The 16,647-nt window shown below is 50.4% G+C and carries 17 protein-coding genes; 3 read left to right on the forward strand and 14 right to left on the reverse strand.

The features are described 5' to 3' along the window. The first annotated feature begins 19 nt into the window (after positions 1 to 19). Positions 20 to 625 (forward strand): 5'-deoxynucleotidase, encoded by a 606-nt coding sequence (yfbR, locus tag JK211_RS03195; protein WP_212707225.1) that lies wholly within the window; start codon positions 20 to 22, stop codon positions 623 to 625. Between the two features lie 68 nt (positions 626 to 693). On the opposite strand, the gene yfbV is transcribed toward yfbR, so the two are convergent. Then, the gene (gene yfbV / locus JK211_RS03200; protein ID WP_212707226.1) at positions 694 to 1,143 is read right to left on the reverse strand and encodes a terminus macrodomain insulation protein YfbV; all 450 of its coding nucleotides are present in this window, start codon (positions 1,141 to 1,143) and stop codon (positions 694 to 696) included. 297 nt (positions 1,144 to 1,440) lie between these two features. On the opposite strand from yfbV, the gene JK211_RS03205 reads away from it, so the two are divergent. After that, entirely contained in the window at positions 1,441 to 2,643 is a 1,203-nt protein-coding gene (locus JK211_RS03205) for an acetate kinase (protein WP_212707227.1), read from the forward strand. Between the two features lie 73 nt (positions 2,644 to 2,716). After that, the gene (gene pta, locus JK211_RS03210; RefSeq protein WP_212707228.1) at positions 2,717 to 4,882 is read left to right on the forward strand and encodes a phosphate acetyltransferase; all 2,166 of its coding nucleotides are present in this window, start codon (positions 2,717 to 2,719) and stop codon (positions 4,880 to 4,882) included. Between the two features lie 71 nt (positions 4,883 to 4,953). Here pta and yfcD read toward each other — a convergent pair whose 3' ends face one another. The 13 genes from yfcD to truA form a co-directional block, all read right to left on the reverse strand. Continuing rightward, positions 4,954 to 5,499, reverse strand: coding sequence for an NUDIX hydrolase YfcD (gene yfcD / locus JK211_RS03215; RefSeq protein WP_212707229.1), 546 nt, complete (start codon positions 5,497 to 5,499; stop codon positions 4,954 to 4,956). A 204-nt stretch (positions 5,500 to 5,703) separates the two neighbouring features. Next, positions 5,704 to 6,477, reverse strand: coding sequence for a histidine ABC transporter ATP-binding protein HisP (gene hisP, locus JK211_RS03220; RefSeq protein ID WP_212707230.1), 774 nt, complete (start codon positions 6,475 to 6,477; stop codon positions 5,704 to 5,706). Positions 6,478 to 6,494: 17 nt separating this feature from the next. Then, positions 6,495 to 7,199, reverse strand: a complete 705-nt coding sequence (locus tag JK211_RS03225) for an ABC transporter permease (RefSeq protein WP_212707231.1) — start codon at positions 7,197 to 7,199, stop codon at positions 6,495 to 6,497. After that, entirely contained in the window at positions 7,196 to 7,882 is a 687-nt protein-coding gene (gene hisQ / locus JK211_RS03230; protein ID WP_212707232.1) for a histidine ABC transporter permease HisQ, read from the reverse strand. The genes JK211_RS03225 and hisQ overlap by 4 nt, the downstream gene beginning before the upstream one ends. A gap of 66 nt (positions 7,883 to 7,948) precedes the next feature. Continuing rightward, positions 7,949 to 8,731, reverse strand: coding sequence for a lysine/arginine/ornithine ABC transporter substrate-binding protein (locus JK211_RS03235; protein WP_212707233.1), 783 nt, complete (start codon positions 8,729 to 8,731; stop codon positions 7,949 to 7,951). 261 nt (positions 8,732 to 8,992) lie between these two features. After that, on the reverse strand, positions 8,993 to 9,565 hold the full coding sequence (locus JK211_RS03240) for a UbiX family flavin prenyltransferase (RefSeq protein ID WP_212707234.1): 573 nt from the start codon (positions 9,563 to 9,565) through the stop codon (positions 8,993 to 8,995). Positions 9,566 to 9,693: 128 nt separating this feature from the next. Further along, positions 9,694 to 11,211 (reverse strand): amidophosphoribosyltransferase, encoded by a 1,518-nt coding sequence (gene purF, locus JK211_RS03245; RefSeq protein WP_212707235.1) that lies wholly within the window; start codon positions 11,209 to 11,211, stop codon positions 9,694 to 9,696. A 36-nt stretch (positions 11,212 to 11,247) separates the two neighbouring features. Next, a complete protein-coding gene (gene cvpA / locus JK211_RS03250) occupies positions 11,248 to 11,736 on the reverse strand; it encodes a colicin V production protein (RefSeq protein WP_212707236.1) in 489 nt (162 codons plus the stop codon). A 215-nt stretch (positions 11,737 to 11,951) separates the two neighbouring features. Next, positions 11,952 to 12,770 (reverse strand): SPOR domain-containing protein, encoded by an 819-nt coding sequence (locus tag JK211_RS03255; protein WP_212707237.1) that lies wholly within the window; start codon positions 12,768 to 12,770, stop codon positions 11,952 to 11,954. Continuing rightward, positions 12,760 to 14,025: a bifunctional tetrahydrofolate synthase/dihydrofolate synthase gene (gene folC, locus JK211_RS03260; RefSeq protein WP_212707238.1), complete on the reverse strand. Its 1,266-nt coding sequence runs from the start codon at positions 14,023 to 14,025 to the stop codon at positions 12,760 to 12,762. The genes JK211_RS03255 and folC overlap by 11 nt, the downstream gene beginning before the upstream one ends. 66 nt (positions 14,026 to 14,091) lie before the next feature. Then, entirely contained in the window at positions 14,092 to 15,003 is a 912-nt protein-coding gene (accD, locus tag JK211_RS03265) for an acetyl-CoA carboxylase, carboxyltransferase subunit beta (RefSeq protein WP_212707239.1), read from the reverse strand. A gap of 151 nt (positions 15,004 to 15,154) precedes the next feature. Continuing rightward, on the reverse strand, positions 15,155 to 15,811 hold the full coding sequence (locus JK211_RS03270; RefSeq protein ID WP_212707240.1) for a DedA family protein: 657 nt from the start codon (positions 15,809 to 15,811) through the stop codon (positions 15,155 to 15,157). Positions 15,812 to 15,817: 6 nt separating this feature from the next. Continuing rightward, entirely contained in the window at positions 15,818 to 16,645 is an 828-nt protein-coding gene (truA, locus tag JK211_RS03275; RefSeq protein WP_212707241.1) for a tRNA pseudouridine(38-40) synthase TruA, read from the reverse strand. Positions 16,646 to 16,647: the final 2 nt, after the last annotated feature.

Consider the following 16,647-nt stretch of genomic DNA (forward strand, 5'->3'; position numbering starts at 1 on the left):
GCAGGTAAGGAGTTTGTGTATGAAGTTACAAAGTACGTTTATGGCATGGATCACCCGCATGCCACTGATCAAACGCTGGGCATTAATGCATTGTTTTCAGGAAGAGAATGTCGCTGAGCATAGTCATCAGGTAGCTGTGATTGCCCATTTACTGACTGTCATCGGTAATACCCGTTATGGAAATACTCTCAATCCTGATCGTGCTGCAGTCATCGCCTTATATCATGAAGTCTCCGAAACCAAGCTTCAGGATATCAACTCCAAGACCAAGTACCATAACCCCCGTTTCACGGAGGCATTTAAACAGCTGGAAACTCTGGCCGAGCAGGAGTGTATTGAGACCTTACCCGAAGACTTGCGGGCAAGTTTCTCGGGGCTGATCATTCAGAATGATGTCGATCCGCAATACAAAGCTATCGTCAAAGCGGCAGATATTTTATCCGCTTATATCAAAGCATTAAACGAGTTACGCTTTCATAACGATGAGTTTCAGCATGTCAAAGAAGGACTGGAAGAACGTATCGGCCAACTACGCCATGAGATGCCGGAAGTGAACGATTTTATGGCAGTATTCTGTGCCAGCTGTACCACTACCCTCGATAAAATCTCGGAGCACTATCGCTAGCCGATACCCCGGATATCATTTTGTCCCGCAGGGTTATTGCCTGCGGGCAGAGAGGAACAGGGTATCAGTCAGAGTTCATCAAGAAAGGTTTTATCCAGCTGGTTAAAAGCCCGCTTAAGCACATCCGCCAGAGACTGGTACGTCGGAGAACCTTCCGGCATAGCCGTTGCCTGGCCCGCATGGGCCAGTTTTTCCCGTAACGAATGATACCACTGTAATAATGACGGCGGCAGAGGCTTAACCGAGCGTTTGCCCATCCACCATAATCCCTGCAACGGCAGACTGCAGGCAAATAGCGCGCTGGCTACCGCAGGACCTAATTGTGCATGTAACGCAATTTGCCAGCACAGGGTGAATATCGCCAGCGGTGGCATAAACCGGATACCAAACCGTATCGCCTTACCGATGCGGTGTTCAGGGAATACCGGCCTCAGACGCTTATCATCAGGCCAGGTTTTCATATAGTGCTGACCGCGTTGTAATATACCAAACCAGCTTACATTGCCTGAATTACTCATCACGGAACCTCAACTATATCAATAAAACATCAAAAAAATTTTAAAACAGTCACTAATCAGGTGAAATTTAACATCGCTTTAAATACCATAGGCTTTTTTACAGCAGATCATCCCCGGTGCCGCTCGCAAAAAATCATCGCTGCACATTCAAAAAAAAATGCAGAAATTACAGTTTTTTTTGAGTATGGACAATATTTTGCTCCGGCCGGGTATTTATTCTAACCCCGTCAGCATTCATGGGTTACATTAACGTCTGATGGCGCTGTTCATCGCCACTTTAAACAAATAGGTGCTTCCATGTCGAGTAAGTTAGTCCTGGTCCTCAACTGCGGCAGTTCTTCCCTGAAGTTTGCTATCATAAACCCTGAAAACGGTGATGAATATCTTTCCGGACTGGCTGAATGCTTTAATTTGCCGGAAGCACGGATAAAATGGACTCAGGAAAGCGGTAAACAGGAAGCATCTCTTGGCGCTTATGCAGCCCACAGTCAGGCACTTGATTTTATCGTCAGTAATATCCTTCGCCAGCAACCGCTGCTGTCAGAACAGATTGTTGCTATCGGGCACCGGGTAGTACATGGTGGTGAGCGCCTGACCCAGTCAGTGATTATTGATCAACACGTGATTGCAGAAATCCGTAATGCGTCCGGCTTTGCGCCATTGCATAATCCGGCACATCTGATTGGCATCGAAGAAGCATTAAAAAACTTCCCGCATCTGTCGGACAAAAATGTCGCGGTATTTGATACAGCATTCCACCAGACTATGCCCGAAGAAGCTTATCTTTATGCCCTGCCTTACCCGTTATATACCCAACATGGGATACGTCGCTATGGTGCCCATGGCACCAGTCACTATTATGTATCACGTGAAGCCGCAAAGATCCTGGAAATCCCGGCAGAGTCGCTGAATGTTATTACCTGCCACCTGGGGAACGGGGCTTCAGTGGCGGCAATCCGTAATGGTGAATGCGTTGATACGTCCATGGGGTTAACGCCGCTGGAAGGACTGGTCATGGGAACCCGTAGTGGTGATCTTGACCCGGCAATTATCTTCTTCCTGCATGATAATCTGGGGATGACAACCGACCAGATTAACCACATGCTGACCAAAGAATCCGGGCTGCTGGGGCTGACGGAAGCCACTAATGATTTCCGTTATGTGGAAGAAAATTACCTGACGGAAGACAATGCGCGCCGGGCAATGGATGTGTTCTGTCATCGTCTGGCAAAATATATCGCCTCCTACACTTCATTAATGGATGGCCGGTTAGATGCCGTCGTCTTTACCGGAGGAATTGGTGAAAATGCCGCCAGAGTGCGTGAACTGACCCTGAAAAGACTGGCATTACTGAATCTGGATGTTGATCATGACAGCAACCTTGCTGCCCGTTTCGGACAATCCGGATTTATCAATAAACCCGGCACCCGGCCGGTGCTGGTGATCCCGACAAATGAAGAACTGGTGATTGCCCGGGATGCCGCAAGGCTCACCGCCTGAATTTATTATCTCACCGTCAGCTCAGGCTGACGGTGTTGTTTTTAAGACCCGACAAAATGAAGAGAGGTCGATAGTGTCCCGCACAATTATGCTTATCCCCACCGGCACCAGTGTCGGTCTGACCAGTGTCGGTCTGACCAGTGTCAGCCTTGGCGTACTTCGCGCTATGGAACGTAAAGGGATGCGCCTCAGCATCTTTAAACCTATCGCACAGCCCCGTTCAAATAGCGATGCGGAAGACCATACCACCGCAATTATCCGCCATAATTCAACCATCCCTGCCGCCGAACCGTTCCGCATGTCTTACGTGGAAAACCTGCTGGGCTCAAACCAGCAGGATGTGCTGATGGAAGAGATTATCGCCCGCTATCATGAGAACGCCGGTGATGCAGAGGTGGTACTGGTGGAAGGGCTGGTTCCGACCCGCAAGCACGAATTTGCCAATGCACTGAATTACGAAATTGCCCGTACTCTGAATGCTGAGATTATTTTCGTCATGTCACCCGGTAACGATTCAGCTGCGCAATTTAAAGAACGGATTGAGATCGTTCAGGGCAGTTTCGGCGGGAAAAAAAATAAAAATATTTCAGGCATCATTATCAATAAGCTGAATGCACCGATCGATGATCAGGGCCGGACACGTCCTGATCTGTCAGAAATTTTCGAAGATTCAACCGAAGCCGGCGTTGCCAGCCTGGAAGGCGAACAGTTTCGTGAAATCAGTCCGTTGCCGGTCTTAGGCTGTATTCCCTGGAGTTTTGACCTGATAGCGACCCGGGCTATCGATATGTGCCGTCATCTGAATGCGCGGATCGTCAATCAGGGTGACATCCGCACCCGGCGGATAAAATCAGTGACCTTCTGTGCCCGCAGTCTTCCGCATATGCTGGAACTGTTCCGGCCGGGATCTCTGCTGGTCACCTCAGCTGACCGGCCGGACGTACTGGTATCAGCATGTCTGGCTGCGATGAACGGTGTGGAAATTGGTGCCATTCTGCTGACCGGGGGATATGATATTGACCCGCCGATCCTCGATCTCTGTTCGCGGGCGATGCAAACCGGTCTGCCTGTGTTTACGGTCAACACCAACACCTGGCAGACATCGCTCAACCTGCAAAGTTTTAACCTGGAAGTGCCGGTGGATGATACCCAGCGTATCGAAAAAATACAGGAATATGTGGCCAGCCATATCAGCAGTCACTGGGTTGATTCACTGGGCGAAACATCGGTACGAAACCGCCTGCTCTCACCTCCTGCCTTCCGTTATCAGTTAACTGAACTGGCTCGTCAGGCGGCTAAACGTATTGTGCTGCCTGAGGGGGATGAGCCCAGAACGGTGAAGGCTGCTGCCATCTGTGCTGCCAGGGGTATCGCGACCTGTGTGCTGCTCGGTAATCCGGATGAAATACACCGTGTCGCCGCAGCCCAGGGCGTCAGCCTCGGTCAGGGTATCGAAGTGATCGATCCGCTACAGGTACGGGAAAAATATGTGCCGAGGCTGGTTGAGTTGCGCAGGAATAAAGGGATGACCGAAATTGTCGCCCGCGAGCAACTGGAAGATAATGTGGTCCTCGGAACCCTGATGCTGGAACAGAACGAAGTCGACGGGCTGGTTTCGGGGGCTGTTCATACCACCGCTAACACTATCCGTCCGCCATTACAGCTGATTAAAACAGCGCCTAACAGTTCACTGGTATCATCGGTGTTCTTTATGTTGCTACCGGAACAGGTACTGGTTTACGGTGACTGTGCGATTAACCCGGACCCGACGGCAGAGCAACTGGCAGAAATTGCGATTCAGTCAGCAGACTCAGCCCGTGCCTTTGGTATTGATCCGAAAGTCGCCATGATCTCTTACTCCACCGGAAATTCCGGGGCCGGCAGTGATGTGGAAAAAGTCAGGGAAGCTACTCGTCTGGCCAGAGAAAAACGGCCTGATTTAATTATCGACGGTCCTTTGCAATATGATGCCGCCATTATGGAAGATGTGGCGAAGTCCAAAGCCCCGGATTCCGTGGTCGCAGGCCGGGCAACGGTGTTTGTCTTCCCGGACCTGAATACAGGTAACACCACCTATAAAGCAGTACAGCGCTCTGCAAATCTGATCTCTATCGGGCCGATGTTACAAGGCATGCGTAAACCGGTGAATGACCTGTCACGCGGAGCACTGGTCGACGATATTGTCTACACCATTGCGTTAACCGCGATTCAGTCAAAACAGGCTGAAAATAATCACTAATCTCCGGACACAGACAGGCGGGCATTGATGCCCGCCTGTCTGTTATTTATGCCGGCTAAATACCATAAAGATTATGGCTGCAGCTCGTTAGAAGCGCGACGGCCTTCGTTATTACGGCTCATCCATAAAGATAACGCCTTCAGAGAATCATCGGTGAATTCGTCACAACGAACGGTAATTTCTTCAGGTGTCATCCAGAAAATTTCAGCCACTTCTGTTTCCTGCATGGCAAAAGGCCCGCGGCAAACACAACTGAATAATGATCCCCAGACACGGCAATGCTCATCTTCAAAGTAGAATTTACCGTGTTCGGCAAAAGGAACCGCCGCAATTCCCAGTTCTTCTTCAGCCTCGCGGCGCGCTGATGCCAGCACATCTTCTCCGGACTGAACGACACCACCGGCAGTCGCATCCAGCTTACCTGGCATAAAGTCTTTAATTTCGGTCCGGCGCTGAACCAGTATCCGCCCCATTCCGTCATGCACCACGATATAGGTTGCCCGGTGACGGAGACACTCGGCACGCATTTGCACGCGACTGGTTGTTGTGACAACGTTATCGTCTTCACTCACGATATCAACCTGCTCAATACCGTTTTCAGAAATTTGCTCCACCATCCGTAACCCTTTTATCCAGCTGATACTCACTGTACTAATATTATCAGACAATTATTACAATGAACCAAAAGTCAGTATGAAATATTACTCTGTCACGGCACGCTGGCTGATTTTTCCGCAACCTCACCGGAAAAACCGCACGTTCAGCCCCCTTTGCCGGTTGCCAGATACCCCGCCTCAGCCCGCAGGCCAGGCGGGACAGGATTATTTTAATGCACCGGAAAGGAATTGTTGCAGGCGCGGGCTTTTCGGCTGACTGAATACCGTCTGCGGATCACCCTGCTCTTCGATTTTCCCCTGATGCAGGAAAATAACATGATTTGAAACGTGACGGGCAAACTCCATTTCGTGGGTAACGACCACCATGGTTTTTCCCTCTTCCGCCAGCTGCTGCATAATACGCAGTACCTCACCCACCAGCTCCGGGTCCAGTGCTGATGTGGGTTCATCAAACAGTAACACTTCCGGTTCCATCGCCAGGGCTCTGGCAATCGATACCCGCTGTTGCTGTCCTCCCGACAGATGTACCGGGTATTTGGCACGGGCCCGTTCATCAATACCCACTTTATCCAGGTATTTAATCGCCCGTGCACGGGCCTCCTGTTTACTGACCCCCAGTACCTGCACCGGGGCTTCCATCACATTATCCAGCACCGTCATATGGCTCCACAGATTAAAGTGCTGAAACACCATCGTCAGCCGGGTACGTAATTTGCGCAGCTGTTCTTTATCAGCCACTTTCAGTTGCCCGTCGTTATCCCGTACCAGATGGATATTTTCATTATTCAGGGAAATAGAGCCTTCACTGGGTTTTTCAAGAAAATTGATACAACGTAAAAAGGTACTCTTACCGGAACCGGAAGATCCGATAATACTAATCACATCACCAGCCGCAGCCTGTAATGAAACGCCTTTGAGAACCTCATGCTCGCCATAACGTTTGTGGAGTTCTGTCACACTTAATTTTATATCAGCCATAATTTTACTCTGCGAAATCAGGAGGTAACGTGGGGCAGCCAGCAACGCTCAGCCATACGGAACAACGTAATCAGACAATAAGAAATAATCAGATAAATAACGGCAGCAATACCAAACGCAGTAAATGGCTGATAAGTAGCCGCATTAATATCTCTGGCTATTTTCAATACATCCGGTACGGTCGCGGTAAATGCCAGTGAGGTGGAGTGCAGCATCAGTATCACCTCATTGCTATAAGCTGGCAGCGCGATACGCAAAGCGGCAGGTAAGATGATACAGCGGTACATTTTAAAACGAGAGAACCCATAAGCCCTCGCTGCTTCAATCTCACCATAGGGCACCGAACGGATAGCCCCTGCAAATACCTCTGTCGTATAGGCACAGGTATTCAGCGTAAACGCCAGGATGGCACAATTCATGCCGCTACGGAAAAAAGCATTCAGCAGTTCGTTACCTTTCACTATTTCCAGGGTATACATCCCGGAATAAAATACCAGTAACTGAACATATAACGGCGTCCCGCGGAAAATATAGGTAAACAGCCAGACAGGGGTACTGATAAACCGGTTAGAAGAGACTCTGGCAATCGCCAGAAAAATGGCCATCACGCCACCAATAACCACAGAAATGATCAATAACCACAGCGTGATAGCAACCCCGGTAAAGCGATAGCCATCAGTCCATAACAATGACTTCCAATAGTCGTGAAGAATATCAATCATAATTCAGCCTTTTTCACCCCAACTGAATAACGGCGTTCCAGCAACCACAGCACCCCGTTAGACACCGTAGTAAAGAACAAATAAATTACCCCGGCAACGATGGCAAAATAGAACGGCTGCCAGGTACTCTTACCGGCCAGTTGCGTAGCTTTGATCACATCTTCCAGGCCGAGCAATGACACTAACGCAGTAGCTTTCAGGATCACCTGCCAGTTATTGCCAATAGCAGGTAATGCAAACCGCATCATCAGCGGAAAGGTGACTCGGCGGAAAATCTGAGCCCCTGACATACCATAGGCCGTCGCCGCTTCAATTTGTCCTTTAGGTACCGAGAGGAACGCTCCGCGAAATGTTTCGGTAAAATAAGCACCGTAGATAAAACCAATGGTAATGATACCGGCAACCATCGGGTCAATATCAATTTGATCCCAGCTCAGTGCGTCAGTCAGCTGATTGAGGACAATCTGTAAACCATAATAAATCAACAGCATCAGAACCAGGTCAGGAATACCGCGGATAATAGTGGTATACAGGCCGAAAATAGTCGATAAAAGGCGGCTTTTAGATAACTTCGCCGCGGCACCTGTCAGGCCCAGAATCACCGCCAGAACCACAGAGCTGATTGCCAGTTCAATTGTTACCAGCGCACCTTTCATAATGACGTCGGTATATCCATAGAGCATCAAAAAATTCCTGCAACAAAAGAAACAACAACTGCCCGCACACTAAAGCGGGCAGCTCGCGACGCACTAATCGCCGTAAATATTAAAGTCGAAATACTGTTTCGCCAGTTTTTGGTAAGTACCATCCTGCCGCATTGACTCGAAGGCTTTATCTATTGCGGTTTTCAGCTCATTATCACCTTTGCGCAGCCCCATTCCGGTACCGACACCAAAAATCTTATCATCTTTAACTGCCGGGCCAGAGAAGGCATAGGCTTTACCCACCGGACTTTTCAGGAAGCCTTCTTCGGCCTGTACTTCATCCTGGAAAGCCGCATCGATACGCCCGGCATTCAAATCCTGATACACCTGATCCTGTCCGGCATAAGAGACCACATTCACGCCTTTCGGACGCCAGTATTGGTTAGCATAAGTCTCCTGGGTCGTCCCCTGTTCAACACCGATGGATTTACCTTTCAGTGAAGCGATTGTTGGCTGTAAGACTGACCCTTTCTTCGCCACCAGCCGGGAGTTAGCCGCATACAGTTTCTCCGAGAACGCGATCTCACGTTCACGTTTTTCGGTAATCGACAATGAAGAGATAATTGCGTCTATTTTTTCCGCCTTCAGTGACGGAATCAGCCCGTCAAAATCACTTTCCACATAAGTACATTTGGTATGAATACGGGCACAAATTTCATTGGTTAAATCGATATCAAACCCCACCAGCTGGCCGTTGGCATTTTTTGATTCAAAGGGCGGATAGGTCGGATCAGTTCCGATACGAAGCGTTTTCGGGACTGCTGCAAAAACACTGCCGGCACTGGAGAATGCCAGCATCAGAGAAAGAGCTAATACTCGCTTTTTCATGGACTGCCCTCAGGTTAATTTTTATAGTGTTGAGTAATAAATGTTGTGTGCTCACTGATTCTTTAGCACATTTCATGCCAGGCAGTTATCTTCCCGCCAGCCCCTTCGTCCGGCACCGGATGTTATGTATGGCGCAGCCTGCCCCCCCGGCGTCGCACTGCCGGATGGCTTGCTATTTACACTCAGGCACCCTAATGGTGCAAAAAAGGCACTCTGATAGTGCCCCGGTATGTAATTGCTCTGTTTTGGTGCCCTGAGGGATCAGCTTTTGCCCTGCCAGCGGGCAAATAAATCTTTCGGTAATTCAATATCAAACTGATCAATAACACGGTTCACTGTCTGATCAACGATATCCATGACGTTCTGCGGGCGGTGATAAAATGCGGGGACCGGAGGCATAATAATGGCCCCCATTTCTGCGGCAGTGGTCATCATTCTTAAATGACCAAGGTGTAAAGGCGTTTCCCGTACCCCAAGCACCAGCCGACGCCGCTCTTTGAGTACCACATCGGCAGCGCGGATCAGTAAGTTATCACTGTAGCTGTGCACAATGCCGGACAGGGTTTTCATTGAGCAGGGTAATAAGGCCATTCCATCCGTTTTGTAGGAGCCGGAGGAAATACTGGCACCAATATCACGAATATCATGAACAACATCCGCCAGTTGCTGCACATCACGTACAGAGAAGTCACTTTCCAAAGCAAGTGTCTGACGCGCTGACTGACTCATGACCAGGTGAGTTTCAACCTGCGGTACCTCTTTCAGTACCTGTAAAAGACGAATACCGTAAATAACGCCGCTGGCACCTGACACCCCGACAATGAGTCTTTTCATAACCTGCTCCGGATAACACATTAAAGTGTGCATAATAACGTGTCACAGGCCATTGAGGCGAATAGATTTCCTGTAACACAACAGGGCGGAAATCCGCCCTGTTGTGTTTCCTGAGAATATCAAAGGGCTTACCCTTCGTTATGTAATTCCAGGTTTTCGACTTCCGTTTGTCTGGCAACAGCCTGCGCATCGTCATTACGCAAAGCCTGTAAATAATCCAGATATCCCTGATCCACGTCTTTGGTGACATAAATACCGTCAAACACAGAACAATCGAACTCGCTGATGTCCGGGTTTTCTTCGCGCACGGCAGCGATAAGGTCGCTCAGATCCTGGAAAATCAGGGCATCGGCTTTAATTAGCTGGCAAATTTCGTCAACTTCACGACCATGAGCAATCAACTCGGTGACGCTCGGCATATCAATACCATACACATTAGGGAAACGTACTTCCGGGGCCGCAGAGGCAAGATACACTTTCTTTGCCCCGGCTTCACGGGCCATCTCAATAATCTGCTCTGAGGTGGTACCACGTACAATCGAGTCATCCACCAGTAATACGTTTTTATCCCGGAATTCAGCACGGTTTGCGTTCAGTTTACGTCGTACAGCACTGCGACGCATTTGCTGGCCCGGCATAATAAAGGTACGCCCGACATAGCGGTTTTTCACAAATCCCTGCCGGTAAGGTTTATCCAGAATACGGGCAATCTCCAGAGCCACATCCGTCGATGTTTCCGGAATAGGGATAACCACATCAATATCCAGATCTTCCCACTCACGGGCAATTTTTTCACCCAGTTTAGTGCCCATCCGTACCCTCGCGCTGTAGACCGAAATCTTATCGAGGAATGAATCCGGGCGGGCGAAATAGACATACTCAAACAGACAGGGATGCGTTTTAGGGTTTTCGGCACACTGTCGGGTCGACAGTTCGCCTTTCTCGGTGATATAAACCGCTTCGCCCGGTGCCACATCACGGATAAATTCAAAACCTAATGTATCCAGTGCCACACTCTCAGAGGCGACCATATATTCTGTGCGCTGATCAGGTAATACCCGTTTACCCAGAACCAGAGGACGAATACCGTTAGGATCACGGAAAGCAACCATGCCATGGCCGATGATCATGGAGACGACGGCATAAGCACCACGTACCTGTTTATGCAGTGACTCTACCGCTGCAAAAATATTGTCTGCCGATAACGGATAGTCCTGGAAACGGTCCAGTTCCTGGGCAAAGACATTCAGTAAGACTTCAGAGTCTGAGGTGGTATTCACATGGCGGCGCCCGTGTTCAAACAACCGGGAACGCAATTCATGGGCGTTAGTCAGATTTCCGTTATGGGCCAGGGTGATGCCATAAGGAGAGTTTACGTAAAAAGGCTGGGCTTCCGAGGCACTAGAGCTTCCTGCTGTCGGGTAACGAACATGGCCAATCCCCATATTCCCCTGTAGGCGCTGCATATGACGTGCTTCAAACACATCGCTCACCAGTCCGTTTGCTTTTCGCAGGCGAAAGCAATTCATTGCATCAATGGTACAGATACCGGCAGCATCCTGACCGCGGTGCTGTAATACAGTTAATGCATCATAGATAGACTGGTTGACCGGCAGAAATCCGGTGATACCGACAATACCGCACATGTTGTCATTTCCTCATTAAGCCACATCCCCCCGCTGTTATGGCCGGGGTAAAAAACTCGACGTGCTCTGTAAATAGTCAAAAAACCATCTGATGATGTAGCTAAACTGCGGAACCAGCTGCGATTGTGTCCAGTCAGTACTTTTGGAAAAACCCGTGAATGTATCGAGGAAAAAAAGGATAGCCGAAACAATCAGCACTCCCCTTAACGCGCCAAAACAGACACCCAGTACCCTGTCCGTGCCGGACAATCCGGTCTTTTCGACCAGAGATCCAATCACGTAATTCACTATAGCTCCGACAATCAGCGTCGCGATAAATAACGCGGCAATTGCTACACCATTACGAACCATGGGCTCTTCAAACCCGGTAAACCAGACCGCAAGATAGGAAAAATAATGGCTGGCAACAAAAAAAGCACATCCCCAGGTGACTAAAGATAAGGCTTCACGCACAAATCCTCTGATCAGGCTAACTAACGCTGAAAATCCGACTATCCCGATAATGACGTAATCAATCCAGTTCATGAGCTCTTCCGCTGCAACATTTATCCTTTCTGCAATCGGTTCGGGGCGCATTTTAACAGAAAAAGAAAACGTTTGCGTAGCGTTTTCCCCCGACGGCAGAGAAAAAGGGCAATGAAAATTTCGTTTCATTGCCCTGACAATAACAACTAACTAACCATATGTTTTATATGGAGATATACAAAAAACTGCCCAATTTACTGATCAGATACTGTCTGTCAGCGGGCAGAATAAGGCCTGACAACACCACTCAGACCGGTTTTGCTCTTCAGCGCTGCCAGCTGCGACTGCAGACGGCTTTTCGAACTGTCCGGCCCGACCAGAATACGGTTTAACTGGCCCTGTACCGGGGTCGCCGGCAGAGAGTAAGCGCGGAATCCGGCACTGCGCAGTTCGCTGACTATTTCACTGGTTCTGGCAGCATTTTTTAAGGCGCCCAACTGAATAACATACGCCTGTCCTGCCGGCGTTTCTGCTGTATTACTGGTTCCGCTAACCGGTGCGGGTGCGGAAGACTGATCATTCAATGCCTGAAGTGCACGCTGACGTTCCTGTTCAGCCCGCAGCTGCCGTGCTTTTTCTGCGGCATCACTGGCCTGACGCTGTGCCCTGACCTGAGCCTTAGCTTCACTGGCTTCACGCTCTGCCTGCTGACGCACTAAACGATCCTGCTTCTGGCGTGCGGCCTCCTGCTGTTGCAGGGCAGCACTGGCAGCCTGCGAACTTTGTATCTGAGCCGGGGCGGCAGGTACCGGAGCTGTAACCTGAGGCTGTGCTGCCACTGGCTGAGTGCCGGTTTCGCTGGCAGCAGTATTGCCGGACACCGGTGCCAGGGCCGGCTGTCCACTCAGAGGCTGAGTGACCGGAGGCACCAGATCATTGTCCTGCTGATCACCGGGCTTAGGCACCAGCGGAATTGAAGCAAATTCCTCTTTATAGTGCTTTTTCTTACCATCCAGCAGGCCCGGCAGGACTATCACTCCGACAGCCACCAGAATAATGGTACCGACTAAACGATTCTGAAATTTACTCGCCACGTCCTCCCTCCCCTGAGACAGATATCACCTGTGCTACGGTGTGGAAAGAACCACAAACCAGAATAATATCTTCAGCCGCTGCCCGATCGCGGGCGGCATACCAGGCTTCCGCCACCGAAGAGAAGCTGGCTGCCTGAGGCAAATGCGAGACTAACTCTTCAGCACTGGCTCCACGCGGCCCTTCAAGAGGCGCACAATACCAGTAATCGACTTGCGGCGTCAGTTGTGCCAGTGTTCCGGCAATATCTTTATCATGCAGCATCCCGGCCACCGCATGCACCTTACCGGTAGCTCCTAAGGCGGCTAACCGCGATGCCAGGTACGCTGCCGCATGGGGATTGTGGGCGACATCCAGGATCACTCGCGGTGACTCGCTGATTGTCTGAAAACGTCCGGTTAACTCTGCGCTGGCGAGGTGCTCACGGATACAGGCTTCACTGACCTGTAACCCGGAAACCCGCAACGCCGCCAGCGCGGTAGCCGCATTCGGCAGAGGAACCCGCGGCAGCGGTAACTGGCGCAGCTCTCCCTGAATATCACGAAAATCCCAGCTGCCCTGCTGTTCGGTATAAGACCACTGCCGGTCACGTTGCAGTAAGATAGCTCCTTTATCCGCCGCGACGGTACCAATAGTGGCGGGCATATCCGGTTCACCCACCACTGCCGGTTTGCCGGTGCGGAAAATGCCGGCTTTTTCACGGCCGATACTCTCACGATCCGCGCCCAGCCAGTCCGTATGGTCGAGGGCAATACTGGTGACAACCGCCACATCGGCATCAACAATATTTGTCGCATCCATTCTGCCACCTAACCCGACTTCAAGGATCACCACATCCAGATCAGCCTGCCGGAACAGATACAGGGCCGACAACGTGCTGTACTCAAAATAGGTCAGGGAGGTGTCCCCTCTGCCCTGCTCGATCGCCGCAAAGCTTGCCGTATGCTCAGCCTCACTGAGTTCCTGAGACTGAATACGCACCCGTTCTGTATAACGGACCAGATGAGGAGAACTGTATACGCCAACCCGATATCCCGCCGCAATCAGCAAGGTTTCGAGGGTACGGCAGGTCGTGCCTTTGCCATTAGTGCCTGCCACAGTAAACACAAAAGGGGCAGGTTTTAGCAGGTTAAGCTGAGAGGCAACCAGACGCACACGCTCAAGACCTAAGTCAATCGCCTGGCTGTGCAGGTTTTCCAGATAAGTCAGCCACGTAGCAAGAGGAGACGTGGCCTGAGGTCGGTGAAGATTTTCCATGTGTCCCGTTGATGTTGTTGCGGTACATAAATAAAAGACGCTGTAAAAGCGTCTTTATCATTACTGTCAGGCCTCGTTATGGTCCGGTGTGGTCTCAACGTCAGATTCAACACCATCATGCAAAGGAGCTGGCAGGTTCATCATTTTCGCCAGCAGACTGGCCAGTTTGTAGCGCATTTCCGGCCGGCGGATGATCATATCGATCGCCCCTTTCTCGATCAGAAACTCACTGCGCTGGAAGCCCGGCGGCAGTTTTTCACGTACTGTTTGCTCAATAACCCGCGGACCGGCAAAACCAATCAGGGCTTTTGGCTCGGCAACGTTCAGATCACCCAGCATAGCAAAGCTGGCTGACACACCACCCATGGTCGGATCTGTCAGTACCGAAATATACGGCAGTCCGCGCTCACGCATTTTTGCCAGTGCAGCACTGGTTTTAGCCATCTGCATCAGTGACATTAATGCTTCCTGCATACGCGCGCCGCCACTGGCCGAGAAACAGATCAGCGGACAGTTATCTTCCAGCGCCTGTTCTGCAGCACGGATAAAACGGGCACCGACCACTGACCCCATTGACCCCCCCATAAAGGAGAATTCAAACGCGACAGCCACCACCGGGATACCGTGCAGTTCACCTTTCATCACCACCAGCGCGTCTTTCTCACCGGTACTTTTCTGTGCTGCCAGCAAACGGTCTTTGTATTTTTTCGAGTCACGGAACTTCAGAATATCTTTCGGTTCCAGCTCGCTGCCCAGTTCAACCATCGTGCCCTGGTCCATAAATGACGTCAGGCGGTCACGGGCATGCATCCGCATATGGTGATCACATTTCGGACAGACTTCGAGATTTCTTTCTAACTCCGCGCGATAGAGCACCTGGCCGCAGCTATCACATTTCGTCCAAACCCCTTCAGGAATACTCGCTTTACGCGCAGGGGTGACATTACTTTTATTAAGAATGCGTTCAATCCAGCTCATTGATGACCTTTCTGTTTGAACCTGGGTTATCCAGTTGTTTTATTTCTGCTGAATTTTTATCCAACAGCCGGTAAATGACGCCCATTAAACCACAACCTGTCCACGCTGTGGATAAAAATCTGGTTTAACGGTCAGGGGCCTGCGGGAAAAACTACGTTTTCCGGGTGGCCTGTCTGCGATGCCGCCAGACCTCGATAATGCCGGGCAATATCGAAATCACAATAATAGCAACAATCAGCAAATTGAGATTTTTCTGTACCACAGGTAAATCGCCAAACAGATACCCGGCATAGCTAAACAGCAATACCCAGGCAACTCCGCCGGCAATATTAAACAGCCCGAACTGACGGTAAGACATTTTACCCATTCCGGCGATAAACGGCGCAAAAGTACGAATTATCGGGATAAAACGGGCAAACACAATGGTTTTCCCGCCATGTTTTTCATAAAACTGATGGGTTTTTTCCAGATAACTGCGACGAAATATTTTTGAGTCCGGACGACTGAACAGTTTTTCACCGAATAAGCGTCCAATAGTATAATTGACTGCGTCACCGGCAATGGCGGCAATGACAATACAGAGTACCAGCAGATGAATATTCAGATCATTTCCCGGCAGCGCAGCCAGGGCACCGCCGACAAACAACAGGGAATCCCCCGGTAAAAAAGGCGTTACCACCAGCCCGGTTTCGCAAAAAACGATCAGGAACAGAATCGCGTAAATCCATACCCCGTAATCGGCAACCAGCCGCGCGAGGTGCACATCAATGTGCAGGATAAAATCAATAATGAAATGGACGTACTCCATGAATTTCTATCCTTTATTCTGTGAAAAAAAATCACTGACCAAAAATAACGGGCCCGGCTCCGGCTCCGGCAAACCAAAAACGGCCGGATAGTCGACAGCGACCAGATACAGCCCTTCAGCACGGGCCGTCGCTGATGCCAGCTTGCGATCTTTCGCAGCCAGCAGTTCCCCTATCCAGGACTCCGGCTGGTTACCGCATCCCACGTCCATAAGACTGCCGACAATATTACGTACCATATGGTGAACAAAAGCATTGGCTTTAATATCAACGATGACAAACGCCCCTTGCCGCCAGACATGGATATGACTGATATTCCGCCACGGCGTTTTAGACTGGCAATGTACAGCCCGGAAAGAGGTAAAATCGTTTTCCCCCAGCAGACTCTGGGCGGCCCGATGCATTGCGGCTTCATCCAGCGGGTGATAGAAATGGGTGATCCCCTGCCCTAAAATCGCCGGACGCAACCGCTGGTTGTAAATAATGTAACGGTAACGCCGGGCAGTCGCACTGAACCGCGCATGAAAATCGTCAGAGACCTCAGTGACCCAGCGGACCGCGATATCTTTTGGCAAGTTAGCATTCACACCCAGCGTCCAGGCACTGTCGGCCCGCTGCACCGTCGTTTCAAAGTGCACCACCTGACCTGTCCCATGCACTCCGGCATCCGTCCGGCCAGCACAAAACACACTGACTTCATGGTTCGCGACCTGCGACAGGGCTTTTTCCAGACAGCCCTGCACACTGCGCACTTCCGGCTGACGCTGCCAGCCGTAATAACGGCTGCCATCATATTCAATTCCCAGTGCCAGCTTGCGCGTCTTTACATCAGACATGT

The organism is Tatumella sp. JGM130, from assembly GCF_018257525.1.
In the GTDB taxonomy this organism is placed as follows: Bacteria; Pseudomonadota; Gammaproteobacteria; order Enterobacterales; family Enterobacteriaceae; genus Tatumella; species Tatumella punctata.